Genomic DNA, 19,576 nt, shown 5'->3' on the forward strand with positions numbered 1-19,576 from the left:
TTTAATGACATGCCGACTGGGTGTATTGGATACCAATCAAATTGCCAAGTTCAGCGGCTTTTTGCCAGTCTGAACAAGCTCCACTGTCATCATGCATGTACTCTTTTATGTCACCTCTTGTAATGTAGGCTTTGGCATAAAAAGGGAAGTTGTCTATAAGATCATTAATATCATCTAGACTTTCCTCGTAGTTGCCAAGAATACACCTTGCAAGTGCTCTGTTGTTTAAAGCCTCTTTTGCGGTGTCTTTACTGTGAAGAATTGCTTCAGAAAAGTCTTGTTCAGCTTGACTGTAATCTTCAAACAACATATAAATCAAGCCTCTGTTATTATAAGCGTCCACATAAGAACTGTCGTATTGGATGGCTCTGGTGAAATCATCAAAAGCCATGGAATATTGTTTCTGATTTTCATAAATAATCCCCCTGTGATTATAAGATATGGAAAGCTGTGGATTAAGAATCAGTGATTTTGTAAAACAATCTTTTGCTTTGTCAAGCATTTCTGTTTTATAATATAGTGCTCCTAGGTCATGCCATGTAATCGGGTTGTCAGGGTTGATTCTTGTAATGTCATCTAAAATGATGATTGTTTCGTCATAAGCTCCTAAAAAATAAAAGGATTGGGCTTTTTTCCATAAAGCCTCCAGATGTTGGGGATCCAAGTCGATCACACTGTCAAAATCAGAAATAGCATTCAAAAAGTCATTTTCCAAATAATAAGAAAGGCCTCTTAAATAAAATATCTCCAATCGATGTTTTGTTTTATCATCTTTTAAAGCAAGGGTCAAGTCGGTTTGAGCACCTTTAAAAGCACCCATTTCAATTTTAATCTTACCTCTTAAAAACAGGGCATTAGAATTCAATGGATCTTTTTTCAAGGTGTTATTGACCTCAAAAAGAGATTTACACTTATTACTGTTTGAGTTATTATCCTGAGAGATTTCAATTCTAGTTGCTTCAATAATTTGAGCGGTGCAGTTTGTTATACTCAGTCCAATAGATAATACAGTAAATTTGATAGTAAATAGAATAAGTAAGTAAGCAGGTTTCATCAGTGATTAAAAAAAATGCAGTAATAACATTAGTACCGCTATTTTACTAAATAAACGTAATATTTACCAATTTTTAATGACTAATATGGCTGAATATTAACGATTTAGTAGTATTTATCACTTTTTGGAGTATTTGAGGCACGTTTTATGGAATGCCCGAAATTTACTTTTAAGCTGAAAATATGGGAATATAGTGAGGCGGTAGAGATGTCGCCAATATTGGTGAGAGCGTAATCAACGGTGAAACCTTTAAAGGCTAGCCCTGCTCCAAAACTTGGCAGATACTCAAGTGTCTCATTTCCATTGAATTCCTTGATATACTGGAATTGAGAAATGCCTCCTCTTAGGAAAATCATTTTTTGATAGTGAATTTCAATACCTGCATGTGGATCCAAACTCATTAGATTAGATTTTACAACGGTATTTCTCTGTCCGTCAAAAGTGAGGTCAGCACCCAATGAAATTAAGACGCCCATCAACTCTTCGGCATCTTCTTGTTTACTTCTTTTCCACAAAGGGAAGTGTTTTGCCATGCCAAGAATTAACCGTGGCGTAGCTGCTTCAATTGAATTGTCAGGAATAGTATTGCCCGTAGAAGCAAAAACATCATAGAATGTAGCAGGGTTGTAGGTCCATATATTATATGTACCGGTAATGTCTTTGGCTGTGACGCCTACTTTCCAGTTGTCTTTTGACCATTGAAAACCGAAATCTAAACCAAAACCCCAAGCATTAGCAAATTGTCCTGCATTTCTATAAATGACTTTGGCATTTGCACCAAATCTAACATTGGGTAATTGGGGGAATTGTCGAGCGTAAGAAAAAAGAAAAGCATAGTCTGATGCAGAAAAACTTTTGACGTTGTCCCAGTTTAATGTACCATCCGGGTCAAACAAATAACGAGTGTCTGGAATGTCATCAACACCAAACCTAATAGCTGAGATTCCTAATGCAGATTGCTCATCAATTTTTGTAGCAAAACCAATAAAATCGTAGTTGGCGATTCCTGCAAAATATTGAGCATGCATAAGTGAGACAGTGTATTTGTCTTCAATGTTCAATAAACCGGCAGGATTCCAATAGCCAGAGGTGGCATCGTCTACCAATTCTGTTTGAGAATTACCCATCGCCAATGCTTTTGCACCCACACCGATCGCCAAGTATTCGTTTACATACTTTGGAGTTTCAACCTGAGCAAAAAGATCAGAAATGCAGAAAACAAGAGGGGTAATTAAACCAAGGTATTTAAGGATTTGTGCCAACAGAATAGATAAAGTTTTAATAAAATTGAGATATGATGATTTGCTTGACGACTTCCCTTCTTCCAGTGTAAAGTGTTACACTTTCTCTTTTTGAATCAAGCACCCCACATTCAGCGATTAGATTTTGACGTAAAATTACTTACATGAGTACTTAAACTTAGCAAACAATATCAAATATAACGCCTATCGGGTTTTTTTATAAGAAAATCAGAAGTAATTTAGTATAAAATAAAGATTAAGGGAAATTGAAGAGGTTAATATTAATGCGTCATGGGAAGTCAAGTTGGAAAAATCCAATCATTTCTGATTTTGACCGTCCTTTAAACAACAGGGGGAAGAACGATATTGTTAAAATCTCAGAGATTTTATTTGAGAAGTCGGTAAAACCTGAACTTATTATTAGTTCACCTGCAAAGCGAACGAAAGTGACAGCTGAGAAAGTAGCTGAAACGCTAAGCAAGAAATTGCATTTTGAAAAAGATTTTTATGAGGCGTTCTATGATGAGATTATAGAAATAATCAAAGATTTTGATGATCATATTCAAGATATCATGCTCGTCATTCATAATCCTGCGATTACAGATTTGAGAAATCATTTTCTGCCAGAAGACTACATTGAAAATATACCTACATCGGGTGTAGTGGCTATAGAATTTGAAGAAGCAAACTCATGGAGAAACTTGGGTAAAGGTAAAGAGCTTTTTTACGAATATCCGAAGAAAGGTAGCGATGTTGGCTAAAAGAAAAGTTATTTAGATTTTTACCAGCTTTCTAATAGAATAATAAACATTATTAATATAATAAATGTAAGAAGTAAAGCAAACACGTACTTTTATCACCTTAATATTATGTCATCTCAGCTACATTGCGATAAATATTAACCATAAATTATTTATCAAAAATCAAATGACATCATTTAAAGCTTTTGTTTCTGAAAAAGTAGGTGAAAAAGAATTTTCAACTTCAATCCAAACCAAACAGATAAGTGACCTTCCTGAAGGTGAGGTTTTAGTAAAAGTAGCTTATTCTTCATTAAATTATAAAGATGCACTTTCTGCTTTAGGTAAGCCAGGTGTGACAAAAAATTATCCGCATACACCTGGTATCGATGCTTCAGGAACAGTAGTTTCTAGTAAGTCTTCAGATTTCAAAGAAGGGGATGAGGTTATTGTAACAAGTTATGATTTGGGAATGAATACTTGGGGAGGTTTTTCTGAGTATATTCAAGTGCCTGCCGCTTGGGTGATTCCTATGCCTGCTGGCTTGGATTTGAAATCAAGTATGATGATGGGTACTGCGGGCTTGACTGCGGCAATGTCTGTTTACAAACTGATTGATAAAGTGTCACCAAATGATGGTAATGTTTTAGTTACTGGTGCTACAGGTGGTGTAGGAAGTATTGCGGTAAGCATCCTTAATAAATTAGGTTATGCTGTTGTGACCGTTACAGGAAAAGCAGATAAAGTAGATTACTTAAAAGGAATTGGAGCGGCAGAAGTCATCTCAAGAGAAGCATTTTTAGAAGGAAGTGAAAGACCTTTATTGAAACCACAATTTGCTGGTGTTATTGATACAGTAGGAGGTAATTTCCTAGCGACTGCTATCAAAGCTACAAATCCACTTGGAGTTGTAACATGTTGTGGAAATGCGGCTTCATTTGATTTGCCATTAAATGTATTCCCTTTTATTCTTAGAGGTGTAAGCCTGATTGGAATTGATTCTCAAAATTTCCCAAGGGAAGAAAGAATTAAAGTCTGGGAAAATGTAGGTAAAGATTGGTTGCCAAACAATTTGGACGAGATTTCAGAAGAAGTAAGCTTGGAAGGATTGAATGATAAAATCAATGCAATCTTCAAAGGACAAGTAAGCGGAAGAGTTCTAGTAAAATTATAATATAAAAAATAAGGTCATCTCTGATTTATCAAAGATGACCTTATTTTTTAATAGACTCTTTCAAAAAGTATTTCTTTTGTTTTCTCTAATTTCTCCTTATCCATTTTTGCAGGGTAAGACATAATATTCAACTCTACTTCTTCCTTAATATCCTCATTGTATTGGGGCTGAATAAAAGATCCTTTATTGTAGAAGAAGCCATTTCTTTTATAAAAGTTCACCCTTCTTTTCTGAATATTAGTCACAGGATGTTCAACTTCAAGAATAATCGTTCTGTCTTTAAACTTTTCAATAAAGAATTCTAAAAACTTACTGCCAGCACCAGAACCTCTGTTTGAAGATTTCATGGCTAAATATTCTATATAGACAAACTCCTCAAATACCCAGTAGCCTACTAGGCCACAATTTTTGTCTTTGAACTGAATACCATTGAAATAGTAGTTGTCCAACTCCATATTGCCTAACAGATCCTTTCTAGAACGCCTTTCAGCTGGGGAAAAAGCTTCTAAATATATTTCCCATAATGTACCAAAGATCTGATCACCATCTATTAATTTTACCATATTGAAATAATTTGTTTTAGGTATAAAAACGAAAGATTGTAATAATAAGTTAGTGAAGTAATTACTTACAGTTCCTAACTTTTGTGAATTTATTGAACTCATGAAAAAACAAAGACACAATTATTTAATTGAGATACAATATATAGGCTATAGGTTTCATGGCTGGATGGTTCAACCGGGTTTGAAGACAGTACAGGGGATGATCAACAAAACCATCAATTTTGTGTTGGGTGGTGAAATCAAATATAAAACATTGGGTACTTCTCGAACAGATACCTATGTCTCTGCCAATCATTCTGCTTTTGAGCTTTTTGTCTGGGAAGAATTAAATGAAGAGGAGTTTTTCGAGCTTTTCAATAAAAATTTACCCAATGATATCAGGGCCTTGTCCATTCAGAAAGTAGGTGACGAATTTAATATCATCCAGAGTTCTAAAAGAAAAGAATACCAATACCTGTTTTCTTTCGGGACAAAAAACCACCCTTTCTGTGCTCCCTTTATGACCAATATCACACATGATCTGGATTTGGAATTAATGATGGAAGGAGCAAAACTTTATGTAGGAGAACATTATTTCGGACGTTTTTGCAAACAGCCTAAGGAGGGAGTGTCTTTAGTAAGAAAGATTGATTACTGTGAAATAAAAGAAAATGATGTAATGTCAGCCTCTTTCTTTCCTGAGAAAAGTTATATTTTTCATGTGCATGGTAAGGGTTTTATGAGGCATCAGGTTAGACTTATGATAGGGACGCTTTTTATGTTGGGCAAGGGAGAATTATCTTTAGAAGATATTAAAAATGCATTAAAAGCAAGTGATGATAGAACTCCGTTGGGGTATGTTGCGCCTGCTTCAGGCCTGAATTTACATGCGATTAGCTACGAAGATGAAGTGAAATAAAAAAAGTCAACGGTAAAACCATTGACTTTTTAATTCCTTTAATAACCCAAAAACTATTTCTTATTGCTGTTTTATAATATAAATATATGAAGTTTTTCTATAAATATCCAAAGCAATCGGTTGTTTTAATAATTAATTATAAATAGTGAACAGTGTTATAGGTTTGTGTTTTAGTTTTTGATTGACCAGTATTATATTTTGATGTGTTTTGTATAAATAATCTAAAAAACAACTATTTAGTTTTATTTTCTAATTTTATTTGACGTTTGTGTGTATTTTTTGAAATATTATTCTGATGTGATTTATTGTGTGACTTTTGATTTAAAAAAATCTAATTTTTATTATTCATTTCTCATAATTTCTAAAAAATAGTTTCTATCTAAGATTTCTTAGCATCCTAAGAAGATTGTTGAGGCTTAATCTATATTAAACAAAAGGTTTTTTTATTGGAGATGTTTTTGTTATTTTCAAAGCACTTATAATCATTACATTTAATTAAGCTAACAGTACTTGCCATGAAAAAGGCTATTTTGTATTTACTAGGTGTCATTCTTCTTTTATTTGTAGGCACCGTCTCTTATTTCTTTTTTGCAGGGGAAATTAAAAACACACTGCAATTTGATGAGGGTAGATTTATCAGCATTCAAAAATTTATAAAACAGGGGAAAGTAGAAAGCCTGTCTCAAGCAAAATTACAATTAAATCTAATTGCTGACGATTACAAGCCTGACAGTGTTTTGCTCTTGAAGACAGAACTTAATGAAACAGCCTATAAGAATGCAAAAGTTTGCCTTCAAAAAAAATGGTTAGGTTCATGCCAAAAATACATTGACCTAATAGACACTGAATACAAAAAGGATGAAGTTGAAGTTTTGAAGGGGAAATTGTTTGTGGTAGTGAACGAAGAAAATATCACTAAAACTAAAAATTATCTGAAGGAAAGAAACATTGCTAAAACTAAAACCTACTTTGCTAAAATCGATACCGCTTACAATAAAAGAAAAGTGGAGGCATTAGGAAAAAAAGTGGCTCAACTAGACAATGAATTGAAGGTAGAAAAGGCCATTGAGCTTATGAATGATAAAGAGTTTTCTGATGCTAGAGAGGAACTTGCAAAAGTAGATGAAGATTATGATCCTAAATCCATAGAAAGTCTTTTAGAAGAAATTAAATTGAAAGAAGACTTGGAAGATCTTTTAGATGATGAGGGTGCAATTGCAGTCTTTGTTGATCATGTAAAGAAAGATATGAATGACCCGAATAGCTTTGAACATGTGAGAACATTGATTTCAGAAAAAGGAAAATACCTTAATGTGATTATGAAATACAGAGAGGTGAATTCTTATGGAGCAAAAGTTTTGACGACTGTTGAAGCGAAACTGAACAGAGATGGATCAGTAAAGAAAATTCTAAACAATAAAGGATAATAACTCATGACAATCAATTGGGATGACTTCGATAAAGTTGATTTGAGAGTTGGGACGGTATTGAAGGCAGAAGTTTTTAAAGAAGCTAGAAAGCCGGCCTATAAACTCTATATTGATTTTGGAGAATTGGGAGAGAAAAAGACCTCGGCACAAATTACAGATCAATACACTCCAGAGGGTCTAATAGGAAAACAAGTGATAGCCGTTGTTAATTTCCCGCCTAAGCAGATTGCCAATTTTATGTCAGAGTGTCTTGTGTTGGGAACGTTGGGCAGTGAGGGTGTAACTTTGCTCACAACGGATCAGAAAGTGCAGAACGGATTGAAAATAGGATAAAAAAAGGGATGGCCATTAAAAGTCATCCCTTTTTTAATAGGAATCGAATCTACTGAGGGTCAGTGTTTGTCATTCCAAAGTTCATCGGAAACTTAGGAGCTTCTTCAGTTTTACCGATAGGCCCGAATTGAGCCTCATATTTCTTTAAATTATCTTGAAGAGCCATATACAAGCGTTTTGCGTGTTCAGGAGTTAAGATAATTCTAGATTTTACTTTTGCTTTAGGTACTCCTGGCATCATTCTGATGAAATCCACAACAAATTCGCTGTTGGAGTGGGCAATCATAGCCAAATTGGCGTAAATGCCTTCAGCAACATCATCCGTTAATTCAATGTTGATTTGATTCTCAGGTTTATTTTCTTGGTCCATTTTATTTTGAATTAATAATACTCAAAGTTGAAAACCAAATTTCAAAAAAATGAGATATAAAACAAAGAAAATAGGGTGGATTGATCTTGTTAGTAAATATTAAAACTTTCTACTTCCCACAAAAACAGAAAAGTAACTGATTTAAAATTCATAATAAATCGTCATTATTTTACGGACTTTTTAAAAAAGAGCCAAAAATATGATTTATATACTTATGTCTTTTTTCTAAAATTTAATATATTTATAACTGCATGATAAAGAGACATTAACTACTTTTTATTATTTCACCTAGAAAGATATTGAGTTCAATTTGTTAATATTGAAAGTTTTTTGGATTTTCAGTGCGGAGAAGAAAAATCTCCTACCATACCCTTTAATATTTATAAATGAGCAAGATTAAATCATTTGATTTATCCAATGTCAAATTATCCCAACTTGTAATACACAAAGTTGGAAACAAGACGCAGGAAGAACCGATAGAGTTAGCAGAGTTTGAAATTGAAATTGAAAACTACAGTCCATTATACAAATCAGTGATGGATTACTTCTTGAAATCTTTCAAGCCGGGCCCAATGTATCACTTTGCTGCTCCGGAAGGTCAGGAATCATTTACAGACAACGAGGTGTTTGTTGCTACTGAAGCTATTTTCTCAAATCCATATGAGCAGTTTATGACACGCTCAAGAGAAATGGCAGAATTGCTCTTTGAAGCTTCTACTCACCCAAGAATAAAGGGAGGAGAATTATTCATTGCTGTACTGAGAGATTGTGTAGTTGACGGAGACGTTGTGGATGCTATTGGACTGTTTAAGGCAGAACATAAAGAGATGTTTTTGACTGTTGGAGATAAAACAGATGTTGGAAACTTTGAACTGGAACAAAGCGAAGGAGTCAGTGTTAAGAAATTAGATAAAGGATGTCTGATTTTTAAATGTGAAGAGGAAAAAGGCTTCAAAGTGATGCTGAAAGACAGTCCTACAAAATCTGTAGAGGCATTGTATTGGAAAGAATCTTTTCTGCAGTTGAAACCTAGGGAAGATAATTTCTTTCATACAAAAAATTATTTAGATATGTGTGTGGGTTTTGTTGAAGAAGTGTTCAATGAAGATCATGCCGTAGAAAAACCTGCTCAAATTGACCTTTTAAATCGTTCTTTGAAGTATTTTAACGAAAAAGAAGATTTTAATGTAGTCGATTTTGAAAATAATGTGATTGAAGAGCCTGAAGCAATCGAAGCTTTTCAAGAATATAAGGTCGATTTTCAGGAGAAAAAAGAGATACCAGTTTTCGATGAATTCAAGGTTTCAAAGGAGGCCGTTCGTAAGTCTAAGAAAGAATTTAAAAGTATTATCAAATTAGATAAGAAGATAAATATCACCATTAGCGGAAATGAGCAAAATGTGGAGAAAGGGTATGATTCTGAGAGAAATATGAATTATTACATGATATTCTTCAATGAAGAAGAGTGATGAATATCACTAAGAATAAATTGTATTATAACATTTTTTACGCAATTAACATTTGTTTAAACTTGTTATTTAAAACTCTTAGAGAGTTATTGCGTATATCTGTTTTGTACAAAGTAAAACAATATATATATACATCATTACATAAAACTTATTTATTAATACTATGGATGCAGTGAAGATTCTTCTTGTAGAGGATGATAGAATTATAGCCTCTCTTGTGAAAAAATATTTAGACATCAGAGGTTATGCTGTAAACCATGCCGAAGACGGAGTGGAAGGCATGAAAGAATACGACAAAGCAGACTATGATTTAATTATCATGGATGTTATGATGCCACACAAAGATGGGTATACTTTGGCTGAAGAAATTAGAGCTAAAGATCCATACATTCCGATCTTATTTATGTCTTCTAACAATCTACCGAAAGACAAAATTAAAGCGTTCAGAATTGGTGCGGACGACTACGTGACTAAACCAGTAAACGTAGAAGAATTATTGCTTCGTATTGAAGTGATTTTGAAGCGTCAAAAATCTGAGCCTAAAGTTGAGGTAGGTAACGAGGATGATCCTCATCAAATCAACATAGGAAATTATATCCTTGATTTCCCTTACCAAAAATTAAGTATTGGTGAAGACACAAGAAAACTGACAACTCGTGAAGCTGAGTTATTGAGATTCTTGCACCGTCACCGTAATACATTAATCAAACGTGAGTATATCTTACAAGAAGTTTGGGGTGATGATGATTATTATAAAGGACGTAGTTTGGATGTATTTATGTCTCGCTTGAGAAAATATTTAAAAGATGATCCTACAATCGAGATTTTAAACGTTCATGGTATCGGATTCAAATTCTTAGTTCAGGACTAGTTGAATTAAGTCTTTCTACTAAAAAAGCCTAATTGCTTAATGCAGTTAGGCTTTTATTTTTTTCAAAAAACCGATTCAGTATATTTGCTGAAAAAACAGTACAGATTAAGACAATATTTTAATGCTGATTGCGGAGTTTCTGATTGATGGAGAACAATACGATTTTTTTCTTTTTAAAGAAGAAGATGCACCCATTGCCACCAAGAGGTTTGTAGACCTGGTCAACGCCAATGTTTATGATAACTGGGTTGTGGAATTTATGGTGGAAGATGGTATGATAAAAATAGGGCCACAGAAAGAATTCGTTCCTTACGCAGAAAGACCAATGACAAGGGTGGACTTTGATGTGAAGCCTCATAAATACGGTTTTCTTTCTTTTGTAGGAGCAGATCCTTATAATGTTTCAGACCGGCTTGTGATTATGTTGGATACAGAAGAAGCTTCACATTATGATAGTGTGTGCGCTCCAATCGGTATGATTGCAACCAATCATCATGTTAAAATAAATTCAATAGAAAAAGGGCAGATAATTGAAAAAATAACAATTAATGACTACCCTGAAGAAGAAATATTCGCACGAAAACCTGCTTTTATTTGAATTCTGATAATAATAAGAGCATATTTGCCAATTGAAACAAACAAATAGGTATGATACCGTTTTCATATTATATGTTAGGTTCTGCATTTCTTTTTTGTATTGGGTTGGCAATAGCCCTTACAAAGCGAAGTGCAATTGTAGCCTTAATGGGAGTAGAGTTGATGTTGAATGCGGCTAATATTAATTTAGTGGCTTTTTCACACAGAGACCCAAGCTTTGGAGAAGGAACCGCCTTTTCTATTTTTGTCATTGTCATTGCAGCCGCAGAAGTGTGTGTTGCCCTTGCATTGATTATCCGACTTTTTCAACACTTTAGATCTGTTGATTTACACAAAGTCAATACTTTAAAAGAAGAATAAGAAGTTAAAAAATTAAACGACAAAGCGCTTTTTGAACTTTCTAGAAACCATAACTTCGATAACATTACTTTCTCCATTAATAGGTGCCTTAGTCCTATTTATCAGAAAGGGGAATTTATATTCAGATAAAATTGCAACAACTTTAATCGGGTTAAGTGTCGTTGGGAATTTGTGTGTGTTCTACTACACTTGGAGCAATAGCCCTATTGTTCTACAAGATGAGTGGTTCCTTTTGGGACAACATTCATTTAAGATGACCTTGAAAATTGATCAATTGAGCAGTGTGCTTTTGACAATGGTTTCAATTGTATCACTTTTTGTACACATTTTTTCATCTGCTTACATGCAGGGAGACCCTAAGTATAAAAAGTATTTTACGCTTTTAGATCTTTTTACTTTTTCCATGTATGGCGTATTGGTAAGTGATAATCTTATCATGCTTTATCTTTTCTGGGAACTTGTAGGTTTTTGTTCCTACATGCTGATCGGTTTTTGGAGAGAAAAGAATGAAGCGATTAAAGCAGCTAAAAAGGCATTTCTACTCAATAGAATTGGCGATGCAGGCTTTATGGTAGCTATCATTACACTGTATTCTACTTTTGGTACGGTAAGTATTGAAGCACTTTCAGCTGAAATCGACCAATTACAGATACTTCCATTATACATTGTAGGAATTGGAATAACAATGGCAGCAATGGGTAAATCAGCTCAATTGCCACTGTCGGTTTGGCTTCCTGATGCCATGCAAGGACCAACTCCAGTTTCAGCGTTAATTCACGCAGCGACAATGGTTGCAGCAGGTATTTATTTATTGGCACGATGCTTTTTCGTGTTACCGGCAGAAATACAATTACTGATAGGGATTGTAGGAGGATTGACCGCCTTTCTAGGTGCATTCTCAGCCTTATCTCAAAATGATATTAAAAGAATTTTAGCCTACTCAACAATTTCTCAGTTAGGTTATATGATGATTGGAATTGGTGTTGGAGATCCTGAGGCTTCTATTTTCCATCTAACTACTCATGCCTTTTTCAAAGCAGGTCTTTTCTTAGGAGCAGGTTCGATCATTCATAGCATGCATCAAGTGTCATGTGATATCTGTAAAGGTTTCGACCCGCAGGATATTCGTTGGATGGGTAATTTAAAACAATATATGCCAAAAACATTTATTGGTTTCAGTATATGTTTAGCAGGTTTGATGGGATTGCCGTTTACATCAGGTTTCCTTTCTAAAGATGCTATCCTTTCTTCTTTATTAGTGAAAGCATCAAATGGAGGCTGGGAGTGGACATTATTAGCCGTTTTAGGTTTTACAGCGGCGGCTTTTACGGCCTTTTATTCTATTCGATTATTGTATCAAGTCTTCTTCGGTAAGTTGGGTATCGCAAACCATAAGGTATGTAAAGACTGCTTAGTTTTACCTAAAGAAGTGAATAATAGAATGACAGTTCCAGTTATTTTATTGGGGTCGTTTACATTATGGTTTTTCTATGCCTTGTCACCTTTTGAGACCTCACATACATGGCTTCAAAACGGCTTAAGTCTGGCAACAGTTAATACTGAAAGTGTCCATACTTTAGGATTAATCTTGTCAATGAGTGTAGTATTGTTAGGGGCGGGAGGAGCATATATGGTTTACTTCAAAGAGGCTTTCTCATCTGTAAAGAAACAATTGAAATCGTCATCACTACATAAACTGTCTTATAACTTTGCCTACTTGGACGAAGGATATAAGATGGGAGTTAAAACCACGTTATTCACTGCAAACAAATTGGAGAATATTCCTCATGCAGATGAACACTTTGTCAATGTGACCATTCAAACTTCAGAATTTGTAAGAGGTTTCGATGATAAAGTGGTTGACTTCTTTGTAAAGGTATTTGCCGTAGCCAATGTGGTATTTGGTCATATGCTGGCTTGGTTTGATAGAGTAATTGTAGATGGAGTTGTTACTCTGATTACAAAAATACTAGCTCTTTTTGGAGATGTATTTAGAAAGCCACAAGGGGAAAGAACACAGAGTATGATTGCATGGTCAATCTTCTTACTCCTGATTATGGTACTAGTACTCTGGTTTATTTAGTCGTGTAAACTAACAAAAGTATATATATAGATTATGTCGCAGTTATTGCTCACATTATTAGTTTTTATTCCAATTTTTGGAACGTTTGTAATTCTTTTATTGCCGAATAGTTTAAAAAATCAGTTCGGTAAAATTACTATTGGTATTAACTCCTTTCAGTTGCTGATAGCGTCCTACCTTATGATGGGGTATGAAGGATTGTCAGAGAAAATGAATGGTATTTTATCATTGGATACTTTTCAGTATTTAGAAAAATCAGAGTGGATTGTGTTAAACCTCGGTACGTTTGGCCGTCTTTCGGCAGATTACACCTTGGGGGTTGACGGATTAAGTAACTCTATGATTCTTCTTACTGCAATAGTGATGGTAATTGGAGCAATTTCTTCATTAGAAATAAAACATAAAAGAAGAGGATTCTATGCTTTATACTTACTGTTAAGTGGTACAATCATGGGCTGTTTCCTTGCGTTGGATTTCTTCCTGTTCTATTTATTCTTTGAATTTATGCTACTACCTATGTACTTCTTAATTGGTATTTGGGGTGGAAAGAACAGTGAATATGCATCCATCAAATTCTTTATATATACGTTAGTAGGTTCGATTTTCATTTTGGTGATCATGATTGCTTTAGCGGCGTCAGTTATTGATCCAATTGCCACTGCAGTACAATTAGGCTTAGTAGAATCATTACAACAAGTAACACCTGATATTATTGAGAAGGTTCATGTAATGTTAGTTTCAGGAGAAATTGAGCAGTCTAACTTGGTGAGAACATTCTCATTAGTACACATGATGGACTCATCGAATTATATTCCAAACGCAATCCTATCACTGGATTCAGGAGCAATGCTATTCGGTACACATGTGAGATTCATAGCCTTCTTAATGGTCTTTATTGGTTTTGCAATTAAGTTGCCAGTCGTTCCATTACACACATGGTTGCCTGATGCCCACGTTGAAGCACCAACTTCGATTTCAGTTGTGCTTGCAGGTATCTTGCTTAAAATTGGTGGTTACGGCATGTTGAGAATTGCGTATTCGATCTTCCCTGATGGTGCCCATCACTTTGCTTGGTACATTGCTCTTGGAGGTGTGATTTCGATTTTATACGGTGCATTCGTAGCACTAGGAACTCATAACTTGAAGAGAATGATTGCATACTCATCTGTATCTCATATGGGATTTGTGATGTTGGGTATTGCTTCATTAACCGCTGAAGGTATTTCAGGTGCTATTTTCCAGATGTTCTCACACGGTATTATTTCAGCGGCCTTATTCTTGATTGCAGGGGTGCTTTATTATAGAACAGGTAATTTAGAAATAGAAAACTACAGTGGTTTATCTTCTAAAATGCCTCGTTATACAATGCTTGCGACCATAGCCTTTTTTGCCTCATTAGGTTTACCAGGTTTCTCAGGTTTTATGGCGGAATTATTTGTCTTTTTAGGAGCATTTAATTCATCAGCAGTAAACAATCTTGTGCCAAGATGGATGACAATTGTAGCGACACTAGGTTTGGTATTAAGTGCAGCTTATTACCTATGGGCAATGCAAAGAATCTTCCTTGGTAAATACTACTTGAAGGATGAAACGGTAGACGAGAAATTAGTTGATCTCTCAATGAGAGAGTTAATCATGCTTTCACCATTAGCTGTGATTACATTAGTGTTGGGTGTTTATCCAAAATTATTAATCAACCTTATTGAAGGAAGTGTAACTGTATTTGTAGAGTTTGCCAACTACGTAGGTTTGGATTATATCAAAGCAATCATTGGTGCTTAATAGATAAATTATGGAACAAGACTTATCGTCAAAATTATCAAATATCGTTGAGAGCTTGCCTTTTTTAGTTTCAGAATTAGGTATTGCTGTTCTATTGATTGCGATTATTCTTATTGATTTAATTTTTAAGCAGATCAATAAAAAACACCTTTATATCTTAGTGGGTTTAGGGCTTTTGGTGGATATCTTATACTTGACATTTCTTGCTGAAGCTACCGTAAGCAAACTTATGCTGTTTACGCTGATTCAAGACAGTTGGAGTATAAAACTTAGAATTTTATGTGATGTTTGTACAATTTTGTTGCTCATTCATCTGTATTTTAATTCAAGTGAAAGGACCTCCAAAACAAAACTTTCAGGGGAAGGTGAATGGATGACGATGGCACTTGGTATCTTACTTGGTGCTCATGTACTTACAATGGCCAATGATTTTATTGTGGCCATTTTAGCTTTAGAATTAATGTCTCTTCCGTCTTACTTATTGACTGCCTTTAAAGGAGATAAGAAAGGTGTAGAAGCGTCCATAAAATATTTCCTCTTTGGAGCTGTAGCAACCGCCATTACTATTTATGGTATGTCACTGCTTTATGGGTTAACCTCAACAATCGATCTTCAAGGAATAGCATCTTATTCAAAATCATTTTCACCTCTATATATCACAGGTGCGATTTTAGTAATGATGGGTTTTGTATTTAAGCTTGGAGGTTTCCCGATGCATATTTGGGTACCCGATGTTTATCAATCTGCACCGATAGAAGCAGTCGCATTTTTCTCTACGTTGCCAAAAGTAGGTGCAACAGTTTTCTTGTATAGATTCTTAGTTGAAGCTCAATTAATCGATAATCCATACATCAGTAACTTCCTTTTAGCAACTGGCGTACTGTCAATGTTTATAGGTAACCTTGCAGCAATCTTCCAGAAGGGTTTGAGAAGGTTAATGGGTTACAGTACTATTGCTAGTGCTGGATTGATCATTATTGCGCTATTGAATAAAGAAGAAATTGCAGCAAATGCCCTCTTTTACTTTTTATGGGTATATGTAATTGCCAATTATGTAATGTTCTATTTTATTGGTGAAGTTGAAAAAGAAAAAGGGACAGATAATCTGCAAGAGCTTGAAGGTTTAGGCTGGTCAAACAATGCCGTATTGTGGGGCCCTGCAACTATCTTGGCAGTAGTATCTTTGATAGGTCTTCCACCATTAGCAGGTTTTACAGCAAAACTCTTGATTTTTACATCGCTTTGGGAACTTTATAATACCAATTCAGACATCGTTTATGTAGTTGTATTGTTCCTTGGACTTTTGAATACAGCCATTTCGTTAGTTTATTATCTGAAAATCCCTTTCTTCCTTTACAGACGAAACACAAAGGGACAGATCAATATAAATATTGCTTTATCTAGATTTATTGTTATTTTGGGGGTGTTCTTGGTACTAACCTTCCTGGTGCCTTCGCTTATCATATAATGACTAACAGATAAAATGTATATCAACTCTTTTGTTTTCGCGATTCTAATCTCTTTTACCATTGGTTTAATTATCATTTTGGTATCAATGTATGTGCGCCTAGTAGCAAGACAAAAGAAGACTATTGCCAATGGTATTCGTAACTTCAGAATGCTCAATCTCCTAATGGAGCATTCCTCTGATGTTATTTTTTCTGTTGATAAATCCTTCAATTATCTCGCTTTTAATAATGCACATGCTCAAACCATGTATTCTGTCTATGGAAAAAAAATAGAAGTTGGCAAGAATATATTGGATTACATGAGGGTGAAAAATGATGCTGATGTAGCTGAGAATGATATAAAAAGGGCATTAGAGGGAGAGAAATATTCTGTGATACGGTCTTATGGTGACGAGCAGAATTTTACTAGAGCCTATTTTGAAGCTACATATAACCCCATAATGAGCGATGATGAAATTGTGGGGGTATCAGTTGTGGTAAGAAATGTGACGGAATATATTTTATCTCAAGAAAACCTAAAGCGAAGCGAAAGAAAATACAAACAACTTTTCCATTATAATTATTTAGGTGCCTTAATTATTAAGGATAACACCATTATTGATGCTAATGATACAGCAACTCATCAATTAGGGATGGAAACCCATGACTTGTTGGGTATGTCATTTGAAGAACTTTTTGGTATTGGTGAACTTGATATTACGGAAGGGGAAAAGATTGTGAAATTTGCCAGACTTGAAAGGGTCTTCAATCTAAGAAAAGAAACAATAGGGGATGAGAAGAATCTTCAAGATATCGTTTTCATCGATAATATTACTGAAAAGTACGCAGCAGAACAGGAGCTAAAGGAGGCTCATAAGCAAACTAAAGTCTTAATTGAAAGTGCTAAAAGTTATATCTTCTCAATCGATACCAATTTTAAATTCATTTCTTTCAATACCAAATTCAGAGATCTAATTAAAAACCTTTTAAATATTGATATAGAAGAAGGTGATTGTTTAAATAGTGCTCCTTATACAAAACTTTTTGAATATTATAGTCCTCATTTTGAAAGAGCTTTCCAACAAAAGGAAATTTTTGAGACAGAATTCCAGTTTGATAATAATGTTTTCATCCAATCGGTTTTTTCACCATTGGTCAATGTCAATAATGAGATTTATGCCATAGCGGTGTATAACTTAGATATAACAGAAAAATGGAAACACGAATTACAGATTAAGCAGCTGAATAGCTCATTGGAACAAAAGGTAAAGGAGAGAACTTTTGAGCTGAATCAACAACAGCTAAAACTTGATTTAGCTCTAAATGCCGCCAAAATTGGTGCATGGTCTTTTACTCCTGATGAGAAATTTACATGGGATCAGAAAATCAGTAAGATTTTTGGGATTAGTGATACCCCCGCTCATAAACCATTAAAAACTTTTTTAGGTACTGTAGTAAGGGAAGAACGCCTGAAAATTGTGTCTTTATTCCACAAAATCTTTTTAGGACAGCTTCATAATGTAAATATATCTGTAAAGATCAACCATAGTGTCAGAGGGATACAGTATATTCAGATTTATGGTAAATCTAGACTTCAGAATGGGAAGTACGAAATGCACGGTGTATGCTGGAACTTAACACAACAGAAAAAGGTAGAATTTGAATTGAAGGAAGCTCGTAATGCAGCTGAGAAATCAAATAAAGCCAAAAGTATGTTCTTGGCGAATATTTCACATGAAATACGTTCTCCTTTAAATGCGATAATTGGTCTAAGTAATGTATTGTATCGTAAGTCTTTCTCCGAAAATCTTTCTGAAGAGTTTATTGAACAGCTAAGGTATATCTACTTTAATGGCGAATACCTGTCAGAGCTGATCAATAATATTTTAGATTATTCCAGAATTGATGCAGGGAAAATGCAGGTTTTCCATGAAAGAATTGATATTAGAAGTTTTATCAATTTAGTTGTGAAAATCCATACGCCTTCAGCTCACGAAAAAGAAGTGGTCATCAATACTGAAATTAGTGAGAATGTACCCACTCATTTTGTGACAGATTCTACTAAATTCAGACAGGTCTTGACCAATCTTCTTACCAATGCGATTAAATTTACCAAGGAGAAAACAAAAATTAAGATCATAGTGTCTGCCAATGATGAGTGCCTGCAACTCTCTGTACACGATCAGGGTATTGGTATTTCTGAAGATAGAATTGATGTGATTTTTGATTCTTTTGAGCAAGCGGATAACTCTGTGACAAGGCAATATGGAGGGACTGGATTAGGTTTGGCAATCTCTAAAAAACTAGTAGAAATGCTGAAAGGGCAGATCAGAGTTTATAGTATAGAAGGAGAAGGAGCAACATTTATTGTTCAGTTGCCGATTATTGAAGCGGATCGTAATGAGATCTTGGAAGAGAATGGCAGAGAGGCAGAGGTTTCGTTTAAGCCAGATTCTAAAGTGCTGATTGTAGAAGATAATAAAATGAATCAGTTCATGATGAAAGCACTTTTCAAACAGCTTTCATTGGAATGTGAGATAGCTGAAAATGGCCAAGAAGCAATTGAACAGATCAAAGAAACTAACTATGACCTTATTCTGATGGATTTGCATATGCCAATCCTGGGAGGTATTGAAACAACGGAAAAACTACGTCAGGATTTAGGGGTGACAACGCCAGTTGTTGCTTTGAGTGCTGATGCTTATTGGGATAAGAGATTCCATGCTTTTGCAGTGGGAATTAATGATTATCTGACGAAGCCTTTGGATAGAAATGACTTGATCAATACATTGAAAAAGTACTTGCTAAAAGATCAGGCTCATATTAAGAAATACTTTGATCCTAATGATCATAAAGAATTGATTCTTGAAATTAAAGAACTCACTATGGCTACAAGTCTTAGTGCAGAACATAGACTTTCAAGGTTGAAATCAATTTATATTCTGCTTCAAGAGTATGATACTGGCTTCAGCAAGTATATTGATTACTTAGGGAACCCTGGTAAATACTTAATCTACTAACAATGAGTTATTTACTTGTTATAAAATGTAAAAAAGACCCCGAAAAATGTCGAATTAGGCTTTTTTCGGGGTTTTAACTTGCATAAATTTGAGTTCCAACAAAAAATCTATTACAAGTCTGACTCAAATATAACATGCAATTC

Annotated in this window: 17 protein-coding genes; 13 read left to right on the forward strand and 4 right to left on the reverse strand. The window is 34.6% G+C overall.

Annotation, left to right across the window (positions count from 1 at the left end):
* Nucleotide 1 precedes the first annotated feature (1 nt).
* On the reverse strand, nt 2-1,054 hold the full coding sequence (locus HHU12_RS21260) for a tetratricopeptide repeat protein (protein WP_169658753.1): 1,053 nt from the start codon (nt 1,052-1,054) through the stop codon (nt 2-4).
* Between the two features lie 104 nt (nt 1,055-1,158).
* The gene (locus HHU12_RS21265) at nt 1,159-2,316 is read right to left on the reverse strand and encodes a putative type IX sorting system protein PorV2 (RefSeq protein WP_205959949.1); all 1,158 of its coding nucleotides are present in this window, start codon (nt 2,314-2,316) and stop codon (nt 1,159-1,161) included.
* 245 nt (nt 2,317-2,561) lie between these two features.
* Here HHU12_RS21265 and HHU12_RS21270 point away from each other — a divergent pair, with 245 nt between their 5' ends.
* Both HHU12_RS21270 and HHU12_RS21275 read left to right on the forward strand, forming a co-directional pair.
* Nucleotides 2,562-3,056: a SixA phosphatase family protein gene (locus HHU12_RS21270; protein WP_169658754.1), complete on the forward strand. Its 495-nt coding sequence runs from the start codon at nt 2,562-2,564 to the stop codon at nt 3,054-3,056.
* Nucleotides 3,057-3,222: 166 nt separating this feature from the next.
* Nucleotides 3,223-4,209 carry a YhdH/YhfP family quinone oxidoreductase gene (locus HHU12_RS21275; protein ID WP_169658755.1) on the forward strand — a complete coding sequence of 329 codons (987 nt, stop codon included), beginning with the start codon at nt 3,223-3,225 and terminating at the stop codon, nt 4,207-4,209.
* A gap of 47 nt (nt 4,210-4,256) precedes the next feature.
* Here HHU12_RS21275 and HHU12_RS21280 read toward each other — a convergent pair whose 3' ends face one another.
* Entirely contained in the window at nt 4,257-4,772 is a 516-nt protein-coding gene (locus HHU12_RS21280) for a GNAT family N-acetyltransferase (RefSeq protein ID WP_169658756.1), read from the reverse strand.
* A gap of 100 nt (nt 4,773-4,872) precedes the next feature.
* Here HHU12_RS21280 and truA point away from each other — a divergent pair, with 100 nt between their 5' ends.
* The 3 genes from truA (at nt 4,873) to HHU12_RS21295 (ending at nt 7,433) form a co-directional block, all read left to right on the forward strand.
* Nucleotides 4,873-5,670: a tRNA pseudouridine(38-40) synthase TruA gene (gene truA, locus HHU12_RS21285; protein ID WP_169658757.1), complete on the forward strand. Its 798-nt coding sequence runs from the start codon at nt 4,873-4,875 to the stop codon at nt 5,668-5,670.
* A gap of 515 nt (nt 5,671-6,185) precedes the next feature.
* A complete protein-coding gene (locus HHU12_RS21290) occupies nt 6,186-7,097 on the forward strand; it encodes a hypothetical protein (protein WP_169658758.1) in 912 nt (303 codons plus the stop codon).
* 6 nt (nt 7,098-7,103) lie between these two features.
* On the forward strand, nt 7,104-7,433 hold the full coding sequence (locus HHU12_RS21295) for a tRNA-binding protein (protein WP_169658759.1): 330 nt from the start codon (nt 7,104-7,106) through the stop codon (nt 7,431-7,433).
* Between the two features lie 49 nt (nt 7,434-7,482).
* On the opposite strand, the gene HHU12_RS21300 is transcribed toward HHU12_RS21295, so the two are convergent.
* Nucleotides 7,483-7,803, reverse strand: coding sequence for a DUF3467 domain-containing protein (locus HHU12_RS21300; protein ID WP_169658760.1), 321 nt, complete (start codon nt 7,801-7,803; stop codon nt 7,483-7,485).
* Between the two features lie 386 nt (nt 7,804-8,189).
* On the opposite strand from HHU12_RS21300, the gene HHU12_RS21305 reads away from it, so the two are divergent.
* The 8 genes from HHU12_RS21305 to HHU12_RS21340 all read left to right on the forward strand — a co-directional run bounded on the left by HHU12_RS21305 (nt 8,190) and on the right by HHU12_RS21340 (nt 19,433).
* Nucleotides 8,190-9,272: a nucleoid-associated protein gene (locus HHU12_RS21305; protein ID WP_169658761.1), complete on the forward strand. Its 1,083-nt coding sequence runs from the start codon at nt 8,190-8,192 to the stop codon at nt 9,270-9,272.
* Between the two features lie 163 nt (nt 9,273-9,435).
* The gene (locus tag HHU12_RS21310) at nt 9,436-10,143 is read left to right on the forward strand and encodes a response regulator transcription factor (RefSeq protein ID WP_044201675.1); all 708 of its coding nucleotides are present in this window, start codon (nt 9,436-9,438) and stop codon (nt 10,141-10,143) included.
* Nucleotides 10,144-10,264: 121 nt separating this feature from the next.
* A complete protein-coding gene (locus HHU12_RS21315) occupies nt 10,265-10,741 on the forward strand; it encodes a peptidylprolyl isomerase (protein ID WP_169658762.1) in 477 nt (158 codons plus the stop codon).
* 50 nt (nt 10,742-10,791) lie between these two features.
* On the forward strand, nt 10,792-11,100 hold the full coding sequence (nuoK, locus tag HHU12_RS21320) for an NADH-quinone oxidoreductase subunit NuoK (protein WP_169658763.1): 309 nt from the start codon (nt 10,792-10,794) through the stop codon (nt 11,098-11,100).
* Nucleotides 11,101-11,131: 31 nt separating this feature from the next.
* Complete coding sequence (locus HHU12_RS21325; RefSeq protein ID WP_169658764.1) at nt 11,132-13,183, forward strand: NADH-quinone oxidoreductase subunit 5 family protein; 2,052 nt, start codon at nt 11,132-11,134, stop codon at nt 13,181-13,183.
* 33 nt (nt 13,184-13,216) lie between these two features.
* Nucleotides 13,217-14,965, forward strand: a complete 1,749-nt coding sequence (locus HHU12_RS21330; protein WP_169658765.1) for a complex I subunit 4 family protein — start codon at nt 13,217-13,219, stop codon at nt 14,963-14,965.
* A gap of 10 nt (nt 14,966-14,975) precedes the next feature.
* Nucleotides 14,976-16,433 (forward strand): NADH-quinone oxidoreductase subunit N, encoded by a 1,458-nt coding sequence (locus tag HHU12_RS21335; RefSeq protein WP_169658766.1) that lies wholly within the window; start codon nt 14,976-14,978, stop codon nt 16,431-16,433.
* Nucleotides 16,434-16,448: 15 nt separating this feature from the next.
* Complete coding sequence (locus HHU12_RS21340) at nt 16,449-19,433, forward strand: hybrid sensor histidine kinase/response regulator (protein WP_169658767.1); 2,985 nt, start codon at nt 16,449-16,451, stop codon at nt 19,431-19,433.
* The last annotated feature ends 143 nt before the right edge of the window (nt 19,434-19,576 follow it).

This window comes from Flammeovirga aprica JL-4 (assembly GCF_012844305.1).
Taxonomy (GTDB): domain Bacteria; phylum Bacteroidota; class Bacteroidia; order Cytophagales; family Flammeovirgaceae; genus Flammeovirga; species Flammeovirga aprica.

Excerpts from the sequence above, each read along its gene's own strand:
- HHU12_RS21260 (WP_169658753.1), bottom strand. The coding sequence starts at position 1,054 with ATGAAACCTGCTTACTTACTTATTCTATTTACTATCAAATTTACTGTA.
- HHU12_RS21275 (WP_169658755.1), top strand. The coding sequence starts at position 3,223 with ATGACATCATTTAAAGCTTTTGTTTCTGAAAAAGTAGGTGAAAAAGAA.
- HHU12_RS21280 (WP_169658756.1), bottom strand. The coding sequence starts at position 4,772 with ATGGTAAAATTAATAGATGGTGATCAGATCTTTGGTACATTATGGGAA.
- truA (WP_169658757.1), top strand. The coding sequence starts at position 4,873 with ATGAAAAAACAAAGACACAATTATTTAATTGAGATACAATATATAGGC.
- HHU12_RS21290 (WP_169658758.1), top strand. The coding sequence starts at position 6,186 with ATGAAAAAGGCTATTTTGTATTTACTAGGTGTCATTCTTCTTTTATTT.
- HHU12_RS21295 (WP_169658759.1), top strand. The coding sequence starts at position 7,104 with ATGACAATCAATTGGGATGACTTCGATAAAGTTGATTTGAGAGTTGGG.
- HHU12_RS21300 (WP_169658760.1), bottom strand. The coding sequence starts at position 7,803 with ATGGACCAAGAAAATAAACCTGAGAATCAAATCAACATTGAATTAACG.
- HHU12_RS21305 (WP_169658761.1), top strand. The coding sequence starts at position 8,190 with ATGAGCAAGATTAAATCATTTGATTTATCCAATGTCAAATTATCCCAA.
- HHU12_RS21310 (WP_044201675.1), top strand. The coding sequence starts at position 9,436 with ATGGATGCAGTGAAGATTCTTCTTGTAGAGGATGATAGAATTATAGCC.
- HHU12_RS21315 (WP_169658762.1), top strand. The coding sequence starts at position 10,265 with ATGCTGATTGCGGAGTTTCTGATTGATGGAGAACAATACGATTTTTTT.
- nuoK (WP_169658763.1), top strand. The coding sequence starts at position 10,792 with ATGATACCGTTTTCATATTATATGTTAGGTTCTGCATTTCTTTTTTGT.
- HHU12_RS21330 (WP_169658765.1), top strand. The coding sequence starts at position 13,217 with ATGTCGCAGTTATTGCTCACATTATTAGTTTTTATTCCAATTTTTGGA.
- HHU12_RS21335 (WP_169658766.1), top strand. The coding sequence starts at position 14,976 with ATGGAACAAGACTTATCGTCAAAATTATCAAATATCGTTGAGAGCTTG.
- HHU12_RS21340 (WP_169658767.1), top strand. The coding sequence starts at position 16,449 with ATGTATATCAACTCTTTTGTTTTCGCGATTCTAATCTCTTTTACCATT.